This is a genomic window from Shewanella sp. SM101, assembly GCF_025654465.1.
Lineage (GTDB): Bacteria > Pseudomonadota > Gammaproteobacteria > Enterobacterales > Shewanellaceae > Shewanella > Shewanella oncorhynchi.
In genome coordinates this window covers 23,796-40,592 of the sequence record NZ_JAKKRH010000001.1, presented here as the reverse complement: position 1 = coordinate 40,592, position 16,797 = coordinate 23,796, and the positions used below count along the sequence as shown (strand labels likewise).

11 protein-coding genes and 1 pseudogene are annotated in these 16,797 nt (G+C 44.2%); 11 read left to right on the top strand and 1 reads right to left on the bottom strand.

Going from position 1 to position 16,797, the window contains the following annotated elements:
* Positions 1 to 183: 183 nt before the first annotated feature.
* Positions 184 to 1,473 (bottom strand): alpha/beta hydrolase, encoded by a 1,290-nt coding sequence (locus L5M38_RS00175; protein WP_263173827.1) that lies wholly within the window; start codon positions 1,471 to 1,473, stop codon positions 184 to 186.
* Between the two features lie 255 nt (positions 1,474 to 1,728).
* On the opposite strand from L5M38_RS00175, the gene L5M38_RS00170 reads away from it, so the two are divergent.
* From L5M38_RS00170 to L5M38_RS00125, 11 genes and pseudogenes are all read left to right on the top strand, one after another.
* Positions 1,729 to 2,373, top strand: a complete 645-nt coding sequence (locus L5M38_RS00170) for an MBL fold metallo-hydrolase (protein ID WP_131523516.1) — start codon at positions 1,729 to 1,731, stop codon at positions 2,371 to 2,373.
* Positions 2,374 to 2,518: 145 nt separating this feature from the next.
* Positions 2,519 to 4,258 carry a methyl-accepting chemotaxis protein gene (locus tag L5M38_RS00165; RefSeq protein ID WP_028761018.1) on the top strand — a complete coding sequence of 580 codons (1,740 nt, stop codon included), beginning with the start codon at positions 2,519 to 2,521 and terminating at the stop codon, positions 4,256 to 4,258.
* A 322-nt stretch (positions 4,259 to 4,580) separates the two neighbouring features.
* Entirely contained in the window at positions 4,581 to 5,597 is a 1,017-nt protein-coding gene (locus L5M38_RS00160) for an XdhC family protein (protein ID WP_263177947.1), read from the top strand.
* Positions 5,597 to 6,379 carry a nucleotidyltransferase family protein gene (locus tag L5M38_RS00155; RefSeq protein WP_258547652.1) on the top strand — a complete coding sequence of 261 codons (783 nt, stop codon included), beginning with the start codon at positions 5,597 to 5,599 and terminating at the stop codon, positions 6,377 to 6,379. The genes L5M38_RS00160 and L5M38_RS00155 overlap by 1 nt, the downstream gene beginning before the upstream one ends.
* Before the next feature lie 3 nt (positions 6,380 to 6,382).
* Positions 6,383 to 6,886, top strand: a complete 504-nt coding sequence (locus tag L5M38_RS00150; protein ID WP_113940726.1) for a (2Fe-2S)-binding protein — start codon at positions 6,383 to 6,385, stop codon at positions 6,884 to 6,886.
* A gap of 1 nt (position 6,887) precedes the next feature.
* Entirely contained in the window at positions 6,888 to 9,134 is a 2,247-nt protein-coding gene (locus tag L5M38_RS00145) for a xanthine dehydrogenase family protein molybdopterin-binding subunit (RefSeq protein ID WP_263177946.1), read from the top strand.
* Positions 9,135 to 9,394: 260 nt separating this feature from the next.
* Positions 9,395 to 9,886, top strand: a complete 492-nt coding sequence (locus L5M38_RS00140) for a DUF1097 domain-containing protein (protein ID WP_028761013.1) — start codon at positions 9,395 to 9,397, stop codon at positions 9,884 to 9,886.
* Positions 9,887 to 9,990: 104 nt separating this feature from the next.
* Positions 9,991 to 11,442, top strand: coding sequence for a methyl-accepting chemotaxis protein (locus L5M38_RS00135; protein ID WP_263177945.1), 1,452 nt, complete (start codon positions 9,991 to 9,993; stop codon positions 11,440 to 11,442).
* A 241-nt stretch (positions 11,443 to 11,683) separates the two neighbouring features.
* Positions 11,684 to 11,816: pseudogene (locus L5M38_RS24550) on the top strand (IS982 family transposase); the annotation flags it as partial.
* Positions 11,817 to 11,978: 162 nt separating this feature from the next.
* Positions 11,979 to 14,708: a TonB-dependent receptor plug domain-containing protein gene (locus tag L5M38_RS00130; protein ID WP_263166754.1), complete on the top strand. Its 2,730-nt coding sequence runs from the start codon at positions 11,979 to 11,981 to the stop codon at positions 14,706 to 14,708.
* Between the two features lie 154 nt (positions 14,709 to 14,862).
* Entirely contained in the window at positions 14,863 to 16,566 is a 1,704-nt protein-coding gene (locus L5M38_RS00125; RefSeq protein ID WP_263177944.1) for a 2OG-Fe(II) oxygenase family protein, read from the top strand.
* Positions 16,567 to 16,797 lie beyond the last annotated feature (231 nt).

Genomic DNA, 16,797 nt, shown 5'->3' with positions numbered 1-16,797 from the left:
GTAGGGGATATTCGACCTTAAGCTATAACGCTTTCATAGCACTGAATTTGGGCAAAAAAAAGAGTAAACCAAAACGGTTTACTCATACGGAAATGGGTCGTTAAAGCTTGCCAAAATCACTCAACTGATGAGGAGCAGGCATATAATCTCAGCATTAACTTAATTAGCCCTTAAAGCTCACATTTATCTTAAGGTGTCGCCTCGGTTTAAGCTGATGAGCTTATCCAGTATGCGTTCTCCATCCATGCGGATGCCGTTGTGCTCATATTCTGATGTTAACCAATACTTTAGCCTGCCAACTTGTTTTGTGGTTTCTAAACTGTATTGCATCTCTACAAACATATCTTCACTGTAAATGGCCGCTGCAACAGGGACTCGGTTTTGTGCCAGTTGCTCTAGATTGTAAAGTGTTGGCCAATCTGATTTATGGGCAAGGATTTCTGCCGCGGCTTTAAGCGGCACTAAGTGACTAAACTGGTCAAACATCCATGGGTATATCATCTCACCTGTGAATAAAAACGGTTTACCTTGTTGATAGTTAAAGGCGGGGAATTGCTGTCTAACCCTGTGTGCAGACCATTGTGAAGCTGAGTGTTGGCAGTAAATGGCCTCATGCAACAGGGCAAAAATTGGGTTAGTGTTGTAATCGAGCATTTGACCGAAATGATTTAAAAATAACGGATTGACTACTGCCCCTGAAGCCGTGTTGATCAAGGCTTGTTCAAGCAAATAATAAACCGATTCAGGCCCTTGCTCCATTCCAATATTAATACCTAGCAGTTGCAACATTTCAACCGTGAGGCGTTCACCCGTTGCCAAATACACTTCATTTTCAAGCAAATGTTTCGCTAAGCGAGTGACGAGATGTTGAGCATCGTGGAAGCGTTGGAAAAATTGTTTATTCTTCGCCAGTACGCGTTGATAAGTCGCAAGATAGACGTCGTCGCTGCTACGGGTTAATGATGGTATGCCACCCGTGATATAGGCTTCGCTGACGCCTTGAGGGGCGGCGCTTAAATAATGTAACACGCAAAATCCCCCGAAACTTTGGCCGAGAATCGCCCACTTATCGGCGGGACAAAGCTGGGCACGAATCGTTTCGGCATCACGAATAATATTGTCAGCCCTGAAATGGCTCAGATAATCCGCTTGAGCTGCGGGATCTAAGTGTTGCAGGCTTTGGTAATTAATCGGTGTTGATAAGCCTGTACCACGTTGATCGAGTAATAACACTCGATATTCTTTTAATGCGCGGCGGATCCAGCCGCTGTTGCTGGCGGGACGCATGGCCGCAAATCCAGGGCCGCCTTGAAAAAATACGATATAAGGTAGTTTTTTATCTTTGTTTTCTGGGCTACAGAGTTCTCTGGCAAACACTTGGATTTGCTCTGCAATTGGATTTTGATAGTTGAGGGGCAAGGTAAAAGTGTGTTTCTTCGCCAGCACTCCGGCGAGAATAATATCGGGTTTCATCAAACAACCTTAATGGCAGAGGATCATGTTATTGTGATTGGCAGATTGTATACCCAAATAAGCTGAAGATGCAGTAACCTAGGCTACCTGAAACGCGTATCTTCAGCTAACTTGGGTATAGACAAAATAGTTTATGTCGTAAGTTAGGATTATTTGATTAGCTTTTGGTGAAGATCAATTTTTTGGATACAAATTTGAGCCATGATGAGTTTCTTAGCGTAATCTATCGCTTATGGATAACACGAGATTGAAGCTATGAAGTATCAGATTATTCCAGTGACACCTTTTCAGCAAAATTGCAGCTTGATCTGGTGTGAAAAAACCAAGCGTGCTGCGGTTGTGGATCCCGGCGGGAATATTGACAGGATCCAAAACGAAGTGGCGAAACTTGGACTCGTCCTCGAAAAAATCCTCCTTACCCATGGGCATATCGATCATGTCGGTGGTGCAAAAGCCTTAGCGAAAGCCGCCAATGTGCCGATTATTGGCCCGCATATTGCCGATAAATTCTGGATTGATAACTTACCTAAGCAAAGCCAAAATTTTGGTTTTCCCCATTGCGATGCCTTTGAACCGGATCAATATCTGCAGGATGGCGATATTGTTAAAGTGGGCGAGCAAAGTTTATCTGTGCTGCATTGCCCTGGGCATACGCCGGGACACATTGCACTTTTCTCTGCCCAATCTAAGTTGGCGTGGGTGGGGGATATTTTGTTTCGAAGTTCTATCGGCCGCACCGATTTCCCCCAATCAAATCATCAGGATTTAATTCACTCGATCACCGAAAAACTGTGGCCCTTAGGTGCCGAGGTTGAATTCATTCCTGGGCATGGTCCTATGTCGACTTTTGGTGAAGAGCGCGAGCATAACCCCTTTGTCGCGGACCAACTTTTACTGTAATTGAGACGCCATTCAGCATTGCTTGATTTGTGAGCGATAATCACTCGCAAATCAAATGATTATTTCAACTAATAAACCAACCTTTTTTATGTTTTCTGTTTTTCCTTCTAGACTTAAAGCAGTTCTTCCGTCTACTGGGGTAAGTATGAAAACAAAAACAATGATGAGCGTGGTCTTTTCGACCATAGTCGCGAGTGCCGTGATTTCTGCGGTATTGAGCTTCAATGTTAAGTCTAAAATCGATCTCTTTAATGATGCGGCTAGCGTGCGATATCAGTCCTATCAAGTTGCCGATGAGTTAAGACAAAGTTCCGATGACCTAACGCGTCTCGCTCGAACTTACGCTGTTACGGGTGATGAAAAATACGAAAAAATGTATATGGATATTTTGGCTATCCGTAATGGTGAGAAGTCTAGACCTGAAAAATATCACCAGATTTACTGGGATTTGGTGCTGAGCTATGGCGATAAGCCAAAACCCGACGGTGCTAGCATTGCGATAAACACGCAAATGAAGTCCCTCGGTTTTTCTGATGAAGAATTCCGTTACCTTGAACAAGCTCAGCAAAACTCAGATGCGTTAGTCGCCCTCGAAGTGAAAGCCATGAATGCCGTTAAAGGTATTTTTATGGACCCCAACACCCAAACCTACACGATCAAAGGTGAGCCTAACTTAACCATGGCGAGGGAGTTATTACATAGCGACCAATACCACAGAGAAAAAGCTAAGATCATGCAGCCGATTGATGAGTTTTTTACAGCATTGGATAAACGTACCGATGGTGATGTGAATAACCGACTCGACTCCCTGCATGCGGCATTAAACTGGTCCCAACTGGTGTTATTTATCGTGATTTTAGCCGCCGTTGGCGGATTTATTATCGTTAAGAGCAGGATTGTGACTCCCTTAGTGCAGACTTGTGTTGAATTGCTCGATATTCAGCGTTCTAAAAATCTTGCGCGACGGATCTCTGTTACGACTCAGGGGGAAATTGGCGAAATCGTTAATCAAATCAACTTGTTTATCTCTTCCCTTGCCAGTTCATTATCGACGACGGATGGCATTGCAAAAGAGGTGGCTGATTTAGCTAAGCAAACTAAAGCATCAATTCAAATTTCGCGTGAAAGCTCAAATCGGGTGGCGAGAGAACTGGATGCCAGCGCCAGTGCGATGGAAGAAATGACCACGACCTTAGTGCATGTGAGTGAGAGCACTTCGAATGCTGAAAGCCGCGCCGCCGAAAATGAAACGCATGTCACTGTAGGTAAACAGACAGTATCGGAAGCGTTGAAAGCCATGTCGGTATTAGAAACTGAGTTTAGGAATACTCAGGACTCTATGTCACACCTAGTGAACGAAAGTACCCAAGTCAGCAATGTGTTGAGTGTGATTAAGGCGATTGCTGAGCAGACGAATTTGCTGGCACTGAATGCCGCGATTGAAGCCGCACGGGCCGGTGAGCAAGGACGAGGCTTCGCTGTGGTAGCTGATGAGGTTCGATCATTAGCCCAGCGCACTCAAGATTCCACCAAGGAAATCGATGATATTGTCGCAAGCCTTCAAAGCCGTACGAATCAAGTGGGTACATCTGTGACTCAAGCGGCGACGCTAATGCAAAAGGCAGGGGTAGAACTGCAACGTATCGTGGCAGTATTTGAGGATATTCGCCATAGTACGGAAGCGATTCATGGGATCAATACTCAGGTTGCCGCTTCAACCGAAGAACAATCTTTGGTTTCTAAAGAAATCGCTTCGAGCATGATGGTGATCCGCGATAATTCCCGTGAAGTATCACAGATTATCGAACAGATTGAATCGACATCCATTAGTCTAGACAACCAATCCCAGATACTGCGCACTAAGGCGGGCGAATACCAGTTTTAGATGAAATGTGGTTGATTTGCGAACAAACGCCACTCAGACATGGACGTCAATTCTTCCTCTTTAACTTCCCCTGAACATATTTTATGCTTCAACACTTTTTGAAATCTATTACTCCTTTCAATACGCACACGCCTTTGCTAACTTGGTTGTCCATATGTTTAATGCGAGCGTTTGACTAAGCGGTTTTATTTGCTGATAAAACTTGCGTCAAGTTTTGATGACAAATAGACGTCGATAGCTGCGTTATTAACGGTTGATAGTTTCAATAGCGATAAGCGCATTAAATTTTTTAAATCTCCCTAACCCAATGGAGTCCTTGCGGATGGATCACCAAATCGAAGATTTACTAGAGCATTGGCTACCACTGGCGGATGACGCTTGGGTACTTGCGGTGATCACCCAAATTCAAGGTTCGGCTTATCGTAAACCCGGTGCCATGATGTTGTTCCATGAGTTTGGTCAAGGCGTAGGTATGTTAAGTGGCGGCTGTTTAGAAGCCGATTTACGCCGTCATGCTCAAAATGCCATGCAGACTAAGCAAGTCATGTGCGTCACCTATGATGCAAGCGATGAGTCCGATGCCAGCTATCGACTTGGTTGTGGTGGCATAGTAGATATCATGTTGATCCCTCTGCTAAAAGAGAATCATGATCTTGGCTTAGTTGAGCTAGTGCAGGCATTTCGCCACGGTCGGTCGGGTTTTTACCAATTGCCTTTAGTCAAAGCGGGGACGGATGCACGCCAGTATCACGCTGCGTTTTATTCTGAGGAGTTGACGCCATTCCCCGCCAGCGATTTTGTACGCACGGGCGTTTTCACCCAAGACGCGGGAGAATCACTGATTATTCCCTTGAGACCAAGATTCCATCTTGGGATCTTTGGCGGTGGTATCGATGCTAAGCCCGTTGCCGCCATGGCCCACACTTTAGGTTGGCAAGTGACTGTTTTCGATGGTCGTACCGCCTATGCCAGAGCGGCGGATTTCCCCCATGCCCATATAGTGAAACTGACCGCGGGGGAATTAACCGCGAATCATATCGCTCAATTGGATTGCGCCGTGGTGATGAACCATAACTTGGGCTTAGATGCTGCGGCATTAAAGGTTATTCAAGCGCATCCGCTAGCCTATATCGCCTTGCTTGGTCCCGCCCATCGACGGGATAAAGTGCTTGGAATGGCAGGGCTCAGTGCTGAATCTTTTTATGGGGTGTTTTCTGCCCCCGCAGGGCTTGCCCTTGGCGGCGAGTTACCGAGTGCCGTGGCGTTAAGTATTTTGGCCCAGTGCCACGGCGTGCTCCATGGCGCGACCTTAAAACATCTCGATGAGATAATGCGTTGATGACATTGCCGCCAGTGCAAAAGTCCACTGCGCTAACGTCGACACTGCCCGGTTCGAGACAGCCCAGTTCAGCAGTGCTAAAGTCGGCAGCGCAGGCGCCATGCTCATCCAAACGGTTGTTGATTGTGGTACTCGCGGCAGGTGGGAGTAAGCGCTTTGATGGGGTTAAGTTAGCGCAACTTCTACCATCACATAGTGCTACGGAAATTCGCGAACAAACCATCATTAACACTCATGTTGAGCGTTTACAGCAGCTTAGTTGCCAAGATTTAGGTGTGGATCGCCAAGACATTCATTCGCTCCAGCATACGCCTTTGTTAATCATACTCGGTGCTCATCAGCACATATTGCAGCCATTATTAGTCGAGCTTCATTCCCGCCAACCCTTTGATATTTTAGTTAATCCACAGTGGCAAACAGGCTTGGCATCCTCAGTGAGTTTGGCGGCAAGCTATGCCAAGGAGCAGGGCTTTGATGCCATGCTGCTGACATTGGCAGACCAAGTGGCCTTGAGTGCAGACGATTATCGACAACTGATTTTGACATGGCATGAAACCGGTAAAGACGTTGCCGCCCATTATTTGGATGATTTAGGTGTACCTGCTATTTTTAATGCCTCTACATTACCGCAGTTCACTCACTTGAGTGGTGATCGCGGGGCGAAATCGATTCTAAAACAACAAGCACAGCGGGGAGCGTTAGTCGCTATAACACTACCCCGCGCCGCAATTGATATTGATACCCAAGCCGATCTTGCGTCGTGGTTGGCACTTAAGGAGTGAGTTATGGCAGAAGTATTATCAACCACTGCAGTTATCAAGGAAGCCAGTACCGCCGCTTCCACCCAAACACTTTTCATCAACGGTAAATCATTTACCTTAGATGCCGATCCTAAGATGCCAATCCTGTGGGCGTTACGGGATATTTTAGGGCTCACGGGCACTAAATATGGTTGTGGTGCAGGGTTATGCGGTGCTTGCACTGTGCATTTAGACGGCCATCCCGTACGCGCCTGTTTAACCAGTTTGGGGCAGGCACAAGGAAAACGTCTGACAACAATTGAAGGGCTGGATAATCAAAAGCTTAAAAATGCATGGGCCGAACATAACGTGCCCCAGTGCGGCTATTGCCAAGCGGGACAATTGATGTCGGCTGCGGCGTTAGTGGCGCAGCATCCGAAACCTTCTGAAGCACAAATCAACTCGGCCATGTCGGGGAATATCTGCCGCTGCGGCACATATCCGCGGATTAAAGCGGCACTGCAAAACTATGCCAAACAGGAGGGCTAATATGAGTACTTTTACTGCCGTAGAAAATATCAGCCGCCGCGACGTGCTAAAACTGTTTGGCGCAGTAGGGGGCGGATTAGCATTAGGGGCGAGCGGACTAACATGGAGCCCCATGGCGCTGGCGCAGGATAAAGAAGCGCGGCTGAATCTGTTTATTGCCATTGGTGAAGACGACAAAGTGTACCTCACTTGCCATCGCTCCGAGATGGGACAGGGGATCAGAACCGGCATTCTGCAAGTCTTAGCCGAAGAGTTAGAAGCGGATTGGGATAAAATCGTCCCTATTCAAGGCTTAGCCGATAAACGTTATGCCAGCCAGAATACCGATGGTAGTCGCAGTATTCGTGAAAATTACGACCGTATGCGCCAGATGGGGGCGATGGCAAGAACCATGCTAGAGCAGGCTGCCGCCGCACGTTGGAAAGTCCCCGTGAGCGAGGTGCATACCGCCGACCATAAAGTGTTGCATGCTAAAACGGGCCGTTCGGCCAAGTTTGGCGAGTTAGCGTTAGCCGCATCAAAGCAGCCCGTACCTGCCGTTGAGTCGTTAACCTTTAAAGAGGTTAAAGATTTCAAGCAGATTGGTGCATCACGCCAAATCGTTGATATGGATGCTATGTTAAGCGGCAGCGCGATTTATGGTTACGATATCAAACTCGAGGGTATGCTCTACGCCAGCATAATACGCCCGCCGGTGCTCGGGAGCGATGTGGCAAGCTTGGACGATACCGCAGCGCGCAAAGTGGCTGGTGTCGTGGATGTGTATCGTTTGCCCGCCGCTAAGGGCGCTCCCGCGTTTCAGGCTTTGGGCGGCGTAGCTGTTATCGCCACAAACACTTGGAGTGCCCTCGAAGGCCGCAAAGCCTTAAAAGTCACTTGGACTCAGACCGACAACAGTCAGCATGATTCAAGTCTCTATTTGAAAGAGTTGGTCGAGCGAGTACAGCAAAGCGGTAATGTTGTGCGTCAAGTTGGCGATGAGGTCAAAAACTGGCCCGAAGCGAATACGTTAAAGGCCGTTTATACCGTGCCTTATTTGATTCATTCTTCTATCGAGCCGCCCGTTGCAACTGCCCATGTGACTGAAAAGGGTTGTGAAATCTGGGCATCGACCCAAACGCCGCAAAGTACACAGCAAAATGTGGCCGCTGCGCTGGGTATGGAAGAAGATGTGATTAAAGTGAATGTCACCCTATTGGGTGGTGGTTTTGGGCGTAAATCTAAACCTGATTTTAGTGTTGAAGCCGCGCTGTTATCGAAGCAATTCAAGCGTCCAATTAAGGTGAGTTGGAGCCGCGAAGATGAAATTCAAAACGGTTATTACCATGCTATCAGCGCCCAGTCCTATCAGGCACTGTTTGATGCCAGCAACAAACCGACCGCGCTTTTAGCCCGTACGGGATTCCCATCGATCAGTTCAACCTTTGCCGAAGGGGTGGAATATCCCTCTGGCGGTGAGTTGGATTTAGGCTTTGTGGATGTGCCCTTTGCTTTGCCGAATTTAAGATACGAAGCGGTAAAAGCGCAGGCGCATAGCCGTATTGGTTGGATGCGTTCTGTGTGTAACATTCAGCACGGTTTTAGTGTCGGCAGTTTTGTCGATGAAATGGCTCATCGTTCTCAGGTTTCTTGCCCTGCAATGTGGCGTAGCCTGTTAGGTGAAGCAAGGCGTGAGACCTTTACCGACCAACAGTTTAAATATGGCAACTATGGCGAAGATCTTGATCGTCATCCCGTGGACGTCAGTCGCTATTTTGGGGTAATCGACGCGGTCGAAAAAGCCCAAGCTAAAGCGCCCAAGGCGGGTAAAAATCAGGGCTGGGGTTTTGCTGTACACCGCAGTTTTGTGAGTTACGTCGCTGTGGCTATGTTGGTGGAAGTGAGTGAGGATAAACAGCTTAAAGTGCTTAATGCCATCGCAGCCATAGATGCGGGCACGATAGTTAACCCTGATAGGGTAAAAGCACAGACAGAAGGTGCGATTGTATTTGGCCTGAGTTTAGCCTTGATGGGTGAAATCACTTACAAAGAGGGTAAAGTGCAGCAATCGAATTTCCACGATTATCCTTTGCTGCGACTTCCCCAAACCCCTGATATGGAGATCATCATTATTGCATCCGATGCGCCGCCCGCAGGCGTGGGTGAGCCGGGTGTGCCGCCCGTTGCCCCGAGTTTAACCAATGCGATTTTTGCGGCGACGGGGCAGAGGATCCGCGATCTTCCCGTGAATAAACTATTGCGAGTGTAGGGCACTGCAGAAGGGTTAACTGAAAGCTGTTTGAACAAAAAAGCGCCTAATAAGCGCTTTTTTCGTTTTTTTACCACAAAAAATTTGCTTGTTAGCGATTTTACGGGCATTAATGCCGAAAATTAGCAATAGATCAGGTTTTTGTTACCAAAATAGAGGTAATTTAACCAATATGTTTACCCAAGCTACCTCAAAATACACATTTTAGAGCGCCCAAGGGTATTAAACTTCCGTGAATAGAATTACTAAAGGGGTCATCCATGGAAAATCGTTGGCAAGTCGCTATTTCTGCCGGCCTATTGGCGGCTATTTGGTGTGGCGTCGCAGATGCTTTTCATCTGGTCACTTGGATCGGCTTTTTAGGTTGTAGCACTTTTTTTGCTCAACCTAAGGCTGGCTTTCAGGGCGTGATGATGGCGTGGTGCACAAACCTGTCCGGTGTATTTTGGGCTTGGCTCATTATCTCGGGTAGCAGCTTTTTTATTTCGCCCGTATTTGGGTATATTTTTACCGGCATAGCCACTTCGGCCATGTGTTTACAGGCAAGTTATCAAAAGCTTAGCTTTATTCCCGGCGCATTTATTGGCTGTTGCACTACCTTTGCTATGGCGGGTGATGTGGCCAATGTCGTGCCGTCGTTGATCATTGGTGGCTTATTAGGTTTTAGCATGAGCCTGTTAACAGGGCAGTTGGTTACTCTGACACAAAAGTGGTCTGCCGCCACACGTAACCAAGTTGCTAGCGCGGATTAGCATAATACCTGCTCAGATCTTATGACTGACATAGTTGTCGTGGCGATCTGAGCTATACTGCTGATTTAGTGCCAAATAGCATTTTGTTCTTAGGAATTATCAAGATGAAACAAATCCAGTTTCGTACCATTGATGCCATATTGATCAAGTTCAGTCTCAACGGAAAGTTTTGGGTAGTGTGTTCTATGGTGGCGCTGATCACGGCCGCCGTGGCGCTTGTCAACTATCAACATGCGCACCGTAACCTTGAGCAGGCCTCTATCGCTCGGGTTCAAGCTAGCGTCGATACCTTAGCGCAAGTTGCAATGGCGCAAAAGCTAGAAGCTGACGCCTTATCTCAATTTGCCAGTCAATACGGGTTAACTGTAACTTCAAGGCAAAGTGACGCGCAGCGTCAAGGGGATAAAGTGACGGCCAGCGCCAGTGTGTCAGGTCAAGCCTTACAACTGACACAGAATGTCCATGAGTGGGAAGCCGATGCGCGTAGCGATGCTAACTTTATGTTCTGGTTAGCATTAGTGGGCTTGTTGCCTTTATTCCAACTGAGTTACTGGATTTCGACTTCACTCGGTGGTGGATTATGGGACATGTACTTAGCCATCAAACGCTTAGCCGATGGTGATTTGAGCTTTAGATTAAACTTCTTTGGTACTGACGATTTCAGTTTGATTGCCCGCGAAATCGATCGCTGCGCCGACAATATGAGTGAAATGGTGTCAGCCATTGGCAAAAATGCACAGACCTTATCATTGGCATCCGATGAATTTAATCAACAGGCGGCCACCAGTGATAAACTGATTGGGTTCCAACATCAATTCCTCGATTCCGTTGCCGTGGCGATGGCGCAAATGACTTCAGCGATTGAAGAAGTCTCTGTTAATGCGAGTAATACTTCGTTGCAAACCAAGGAAAATTCAAGCCAAATGTTGGCCAGTCGTGGGCGTATTAGCCATACAGTGGAAAGCATTGGTTTACTCTCAACTAAGATTGGCGCGGCGTTTTCATCGGTGGAACAATTGTCTAAGGATGCGGCGAGTATTGATGCCGTGGTCACAACCATTAACAGTATTTCCCAGCAAACCAATTTATTAGCCTTAAATGCGGCCATTGAAGCGGCCCGTGCCGGTGAGCAAGGTCGTGGCTTTGCTGTGGTAGCCGATGAAGTGCGTACCTTAGCGGGTCGAACTCAACAGGCCACGGTAGAAATTCAGGCCATGATTGAAGGCTTACAATCTGGCACGAGTCGTTTATCTAGCATTACCATGGAAATAGTCGATCAGGCCGATGAAGGTCGCAGTGCGATTATCGCCGTCGGTGATGATGTTCAAGGCATGGCGCAATCGGTCAATGCGGTATTTGATATGAGCAGCCAAATTGCCGCCTCGGCGGAAGAGCAGAGTGTCGCCGCTCGCGACATTGCCGGACAATTGAATGAAATCCGCCATCAGTCGGAAACTATCAAACAAACGGCCCAGCGCAGTGTGACCTTAGCCAATGATCTGCACCATGCATCGGTCGAGTTAGATGGTATTTTAAAGCAGTACCGCACGAGCTAATGTGTCACCTTCAAAGTGGAACGTTCGTATTGGTCGCAGAGGCATAAAGTCCGATACTGAGTCTCACATTGAGTATTAACCTATCATCTGAAAATGGCGGAAATCTTAGATTTCCGCCATTTCATTCTCGATATACCTCAAAAGCTAGATATATATTGCCAGTTGCGCAGCATTAATTGCCATTTTTCTCAGTGACTCACTATCAATTTTTTAAAGAAGTATTCTTGAGCTCATTAGGTGTAGTGTACATGGTTTTATGCTCAATACGATTGCGGGACTCATCGCCTATCAATTGAAAGATAATAAGCCACAATTGAACATCACTAACACGAAGTTTAACGGAGTTTAATGCTATTGCAGTTATGGCTTGTTAAACCGATCTCAGGTTAATTAGGATTTTCGATGTTACATTGTAATCATTGTTGTTAATATTTGTTGATACTTAACGAATCATGTGCTTTCATTGTTATCGAGTTGTTTGCTTTTGGTGAGGGCAACTCGAAAATAAGAATAACTAGCACATCGGGAGATTGACAATGCATAAAAACAGCTTTCTAGCTAACTCTATACGCTTAGCTTTTTTGGGTAGTGCCGCATCTATTGCGGCATTTTCCGTTCCAGTCGTTAATGCAGCAGACCAACAGGTTGCTGAAAAAGTTGAAAGAATTGAGGTAACAGGTTCACGTATTAAGCGCACTGACTTGGAAACAGCTAGCCCTATTTCAGTCTTTTCTTCTGAAGATATTGCTGCTTCAGGGGCCGTGACATTAGAAGATTTTGTACAAAATATTCCAGCTATAAACGGAGGTGCTGAAGGTTCTTCTGTTAACAACGGTAGTCGTGGTTATGCTACGGCTTCATTACGTGGTCTGGGTTCTGGTCGTACATTAGTATTGATCAACGGACGCAGATTCGCATCTGGTGACTTGAACTCAATTCCAACCGCGTATGTTGAACGAATCGAAGTTCTCAGAGATGGTGCTTCAACCGTTTATGGTTCTGATGCCATTGCTGGCGTAATTAACTTTATTACAAAGAAAAGTTTTGAAGGCGTTGAGTTTAATGCCCAGTATGATGTTACTGGTGAAGGCGATGGTGATAAGACATTATTTTCAGTAACAACTGGTACCTCTTCTGAACGTGGTAACGTCGTGCTATCACTTCAGTATACAGATCGTCAAGCTATTGGGCAGGGCGACCGCGATTTTTCAGCATGTCCAATTTCAGAAAATGCTAATGGTAAATATTGTGGTGGCTCAGGAACGATTCCGCAAGGTCAGTTTTATTATGCCGATGGCACGCCAAGTAGTAGCGGATATGTGAAAGATAAAACTACTGGTCAGGTTCGTTTGTTTGATCCTACAAAAGATGCGTATAACTTTGCACCTGCAAGTTATATGGTTACCCCTCAAGAAGTATTTAGCATTAACAGCGCTGGTCGTTACGATATTACAGATACTTTATCGACGTTTATTGAAGGAGGCTTTACTAATCGCCAATCTGACCAGTTAATGGCTCCTGAAGGTACATTCTGGGGGCCATTAATGCCCGCATCGAACCCTTATAACGTAGCTGGTGAAGATATTTATGTAGTACGCCGCTTATCTGAAACAGGTGGTCGTGGTTTCTCTCAAGATTTTTCAGACTACCGTATGGTATTTGGATTTGAAGGTTCATTAGGTAATTATGACTGGGATTTATCTTACAACTTCGCACGTTATATCGATACACGTTTAGATACTGGACGTGTAAACCCTACTCGTGTCGATACTATGCTTGATCCTGCATTGTGTGCCGCTGATTCTGATTGTCCAGGTGTTTGGAATATTTTAGAAGAAAATACCCTAACAAGTGAAATGTTGTCCTATATGTTAGTTCCTAATTCGCCTGTAGTTCGAGGTGAGACACGTCAGTTACAAGGTAACGTGTCCGGTGGTTTAGGATTTGACTTACCAGGCGGTGAAGTAATGTTTGCTGCTGGCTTTGAAAGACGTTGGGAAGAATACTCAAATACTCCAGACGGTGCTGCGTCTATTGGACAAATCTACTCCGTTACAGGGGAACCTACTTCGGGTCAATACTCTGTTGATGAGTTATACACAGAACTTGATTTACCTTTATTAGAAGGCCTTCCATTTGTAGAGTCTTTACGGGCAACAGCTGCAGTACGTTACTCCGATTTTGATTTCTTAAATGATAGTTCAACTAATACCAAATTTGGACTAGAGTGGGTTCCTATTGATGGGCTGTTACTTCGTACCACAGTCGCTTCAGGTTTCCGAGCTCCTGGGATAGGCGAGCTTTTTGCTCCTCAGAGCGAGACTAATCTGGCATATACAGAGCCTTGTAAGCAATATGCAACTGGTGCTCAATCGGCTACAGTGAAAGCTAACTGTGCTGCTGAGGGGTTACCTGGTAACTTTACTCTTTCTTCAAATCAGTCTAGTACAGTTGTTGGTGGTAATCCTGATTTAAAACCTGAAGAGTCTGATAGCTTTACCGCAGGTTTTGTATATAGTCATGATATCGGTATAACGATGAGCCTTGATTATTTCGATATTGAGATCACCAATGGTATCGGAACAGCAGGTACTGATAACGTTATTAACGCATGTTGGAATTCAGAGAACTTTTCCAGCCCTTTATGTCAATTTGTTGAAGGTCCCAGTTTAACTGGTGATGCACCACACGCAACTTCACCATATCGCTCTGCGCTAGGAACAGTTGCTGGTGTCTTATTAACTAATGCAAACTTATCGGCATTTGAAACTGCTGGTTATGATTTCGATTTAACATATAAGACAGATATAATGGGAGGAGATTTTGCAGCAACTTTAAATGGTACATACCTTGAAAAGTATGATTATACTCCATTTGATGGTGCTGATAAAATTGAAGCAGCAGGTAAAGTTGCTGCAGACCAGTGGGAAACTACACTAGCTGTATTTTCTAAATTACGTACAAACTTAAACTTAACTTACTCAATGGATAATTGGTCTGTTGGTTGGCAAACTCGCTATCAATCAGAGGGTGAAGATTTGTATGCGAGTGCTAGTAACTTAGATAACATTGCTGATGCTGTATGGTATCATGATCTTCAAGGTACTTATTTTGTCTTTGAAAATACCGCACTAACAATTGGTGTTCGTAATCTGTTTGATGAAAAGGTGCCTTATATCACTAATAACCAAGATATGAACACTATTCCAGTTTCATATGATACAGCTGGTCAGTACTTGTATGCTAAAGTAAACGTAAAATTCTAATTTCTAGTCTGTTTTATGTAAAAATAAAGCCAGCCGTAAGGTTGGCTTTATTTTCGATATAAGGAGAGTTGCTAGTGAATGTTGTGCTACATAAAAAAAATTAGAACAAGGGATTACTTATTATAGAGAAAAGCGATATGACCAAGCTATTCAGTTGTTATTTCCTTATGTTAATTTCAGTTCGAATGCGAACCTACTTTATGTCGTTGCTCAATCATTTCGTCAGATAAAAAAATTCCCCCAAAGTCTAGAAGTTTATGGTCGACTAATTTCATTGCATAGGCATCCTGCTTTTTATTGCGGTTATGCAGGCTTGTTGGTTGATATTGGGGAAGTAGAAAAGTCATTTTTTTTCTTTGATTTAGCAATTAAAATTGATAGGCGTTACTTCGATGCGCACTACAATAAGGCAATTGCACTTTATAAAAATAATCGAATAGAGGATGCTCTTGTTAATTACTTGCAATCACATCGAATAATTAAGGAGCACGAGGGGGCAATTTTAGGTGTAGGTCAATGTTATGCTGAGCTAGGGCAACTAGATAAAACGATGGCAACTTTTGAAGACTTTATAAAGAATAATAATCAATGTATAAAAATAAAGTATCAGTTGGGTAAATTTTACTTAGATATTCATTCTTTTGAAAAGGCAGAGTTGCTTTTGAAAGAATGTTCAATACTAAATCCTGACAATCGTATTTATACACTTACTTATGTGTCGGTTCTTGAATCACTGTCTTTGCAAGAGGAAGCGTTGAAACAAACTTTAAAGCTATTGAAGTATTATCCTTTTGATTGTGAAATTCATAATAGAGTATTTGAATTTTTGTGGAATAGTAACTCAGTTGACTATTTTGTCGAATATAGAAAAGCATATCAAGCTAACTCCAGTGATCCACTTATGATTGATTATGCCCGAAAGCTTATTAAGCTAAATGATTTGGTAATGGCAAAAAAAGTGTTAAAGGATTATATTGGCCATGCCAATGACGATGAGATACCTTTTATAATGTTAGCGCATGTTCTGCGAGAAAGTGGGGAGTTTAAACAGGCGTTGTTGGTTCTTGATAAAGTTCCTATTGGCTGCAATATTAATGAATATACTGTATTTGAGCGTGTGGTTACATTACTGTGTCTTGGCGAATATCAAAAAGCGTTACTTTATGCAGAAATGATATATTTTAAATCTAATCCGACACAAGGGACTATTGCGCTATACTCTAGTGTTTTACGTATATGCAATCGCCAGTCTGAATATAGTAAAATTTTTAACTTTAATGAGTTAATTAGAGTTTACGATTTTTTGGATGAAGTAGGTGAGGGTTTACATAATGAATTAATCAGAGATGTATTAGCCATGCATGGTTCTGACAGACATCCAGTAGAACAATCTTTACGCTCAGGGTCTCAAACCAAAGGGGAATTGTTTAATCAGAATATTCCTAGTATTTCAAAGCTGAAAGGAAAAATAACTTCCATTATTGAAGCGCATATAAAATCAAGTTCTTCTGAATTAAGAGAGTTTTTTTGCTTATCTAATACAGATTTTTTTAAATTTAGTGGTTCTTGGTCTATAAACTTAAGGGATAATGGATTTCATGTTAATCATTATCACAATGCTGGAATTTTTAGTGGTTGTTATTACCTTGTCACCTCAGGTGTCTCTAACGGAGGAGAGGGGTGGTTGAAATTTGGCCAGCCAGAATTAAGTCGTTGGTTGGAATTTGATGCTGAATACTTAGTAAGGCCAGAAGTTGGTCGGTTAGTAATTTTTCCATCATACATGTGGCATGGTACTACACCTATGTCCGTTTCTGGTCAGAGACTGACTATTGCATTTGATATAGTGCCAATTTGATTATTAGAAGTAATCTTGGATGTTTTTTAAAATTTTACTCTTTAATTTAGTTGTTGTAAAGTGGTTTTATAAAATAATTCTATGCAGCCTCGTTTGAACTTAGGTTTTTATATGTGCTCTATTATTTTATCAGGTAATTATTTGGGTTTTACATACTGTCGAATTGTTTTGGTGTTTATTTTTTATGCTGGTTTTTAATTAAAGTTGTTAATTGTCACTGTTATCAGCAGA

Coding starts and splice junctions, on each gene's coding strand:
- L5M38_RS00160 (WP_263177947.1), top strand. CDS start 4,581: ATGGATCACCAAATCGAAGATTTACTAGAGCATTGGCTACCACTGGCG.
- L5M38_RS00155 (WP_258547652.1), top strand. CDS start 5,597: ATGACATTGCCGCCAGTGCAAAAGTCCACTGCGCTAACGTCGACACTG.
- L5M38_RS00140 (WP_028761013.1), top strand. CDS start 9,395: ATGGAAAATCGTTGGCAAGTCGCTATTTCTGCCGGCCTATTGGCGGCT.
- L5M38_RS00170 (WP_131523516.1), top strand. CDS start 1,729: ATGAAGTATCAGATTATTCCAGTGACACCTTTTCAGCAAAATTGCAGC.
- L5M38_RS00130 (WP_263166754.1), top strand. CDS start 11,979: ATGCATAAAAACAGCTTTCTAGCTAACTCTATACGCTTAGCTTTTTTG.
- L5M38_RS00150 (WP_113940726.1), top strand. CDS start 6,383: ATGGCAGAAGTATTATCAACCACTGCAGTTATCAAGGAAGCCAGTACC.
- L5M38_RS00165 (WP_028761018.1), top strand. CDS start 2,519: ATGAAAACAAAAACAATGATGAGCGTGGTCTTTTCGACCATAGTCGCG.
- L5M38_RS00135 (WP_263177945.1), top strand. CDS start 9,991: ATGAAACAAATCCAGTTTCGTACCATTGATGCCATATTGATCAAGTTC.
- L5M38_RS00145 (WP_263177946.1), top strand. CDS start 6,888: ATGAGTACTTTTACTGCCGTAGAAAATATCAGCCGCCGCGACGTGCTA.
- L5M38_RS00175 (WP_263173827.1), bottom strand. CDS start 1,473: ATGAAACCCGATATTATTCTCGCCGGAGTGCTGGCGAAGAAACACACT.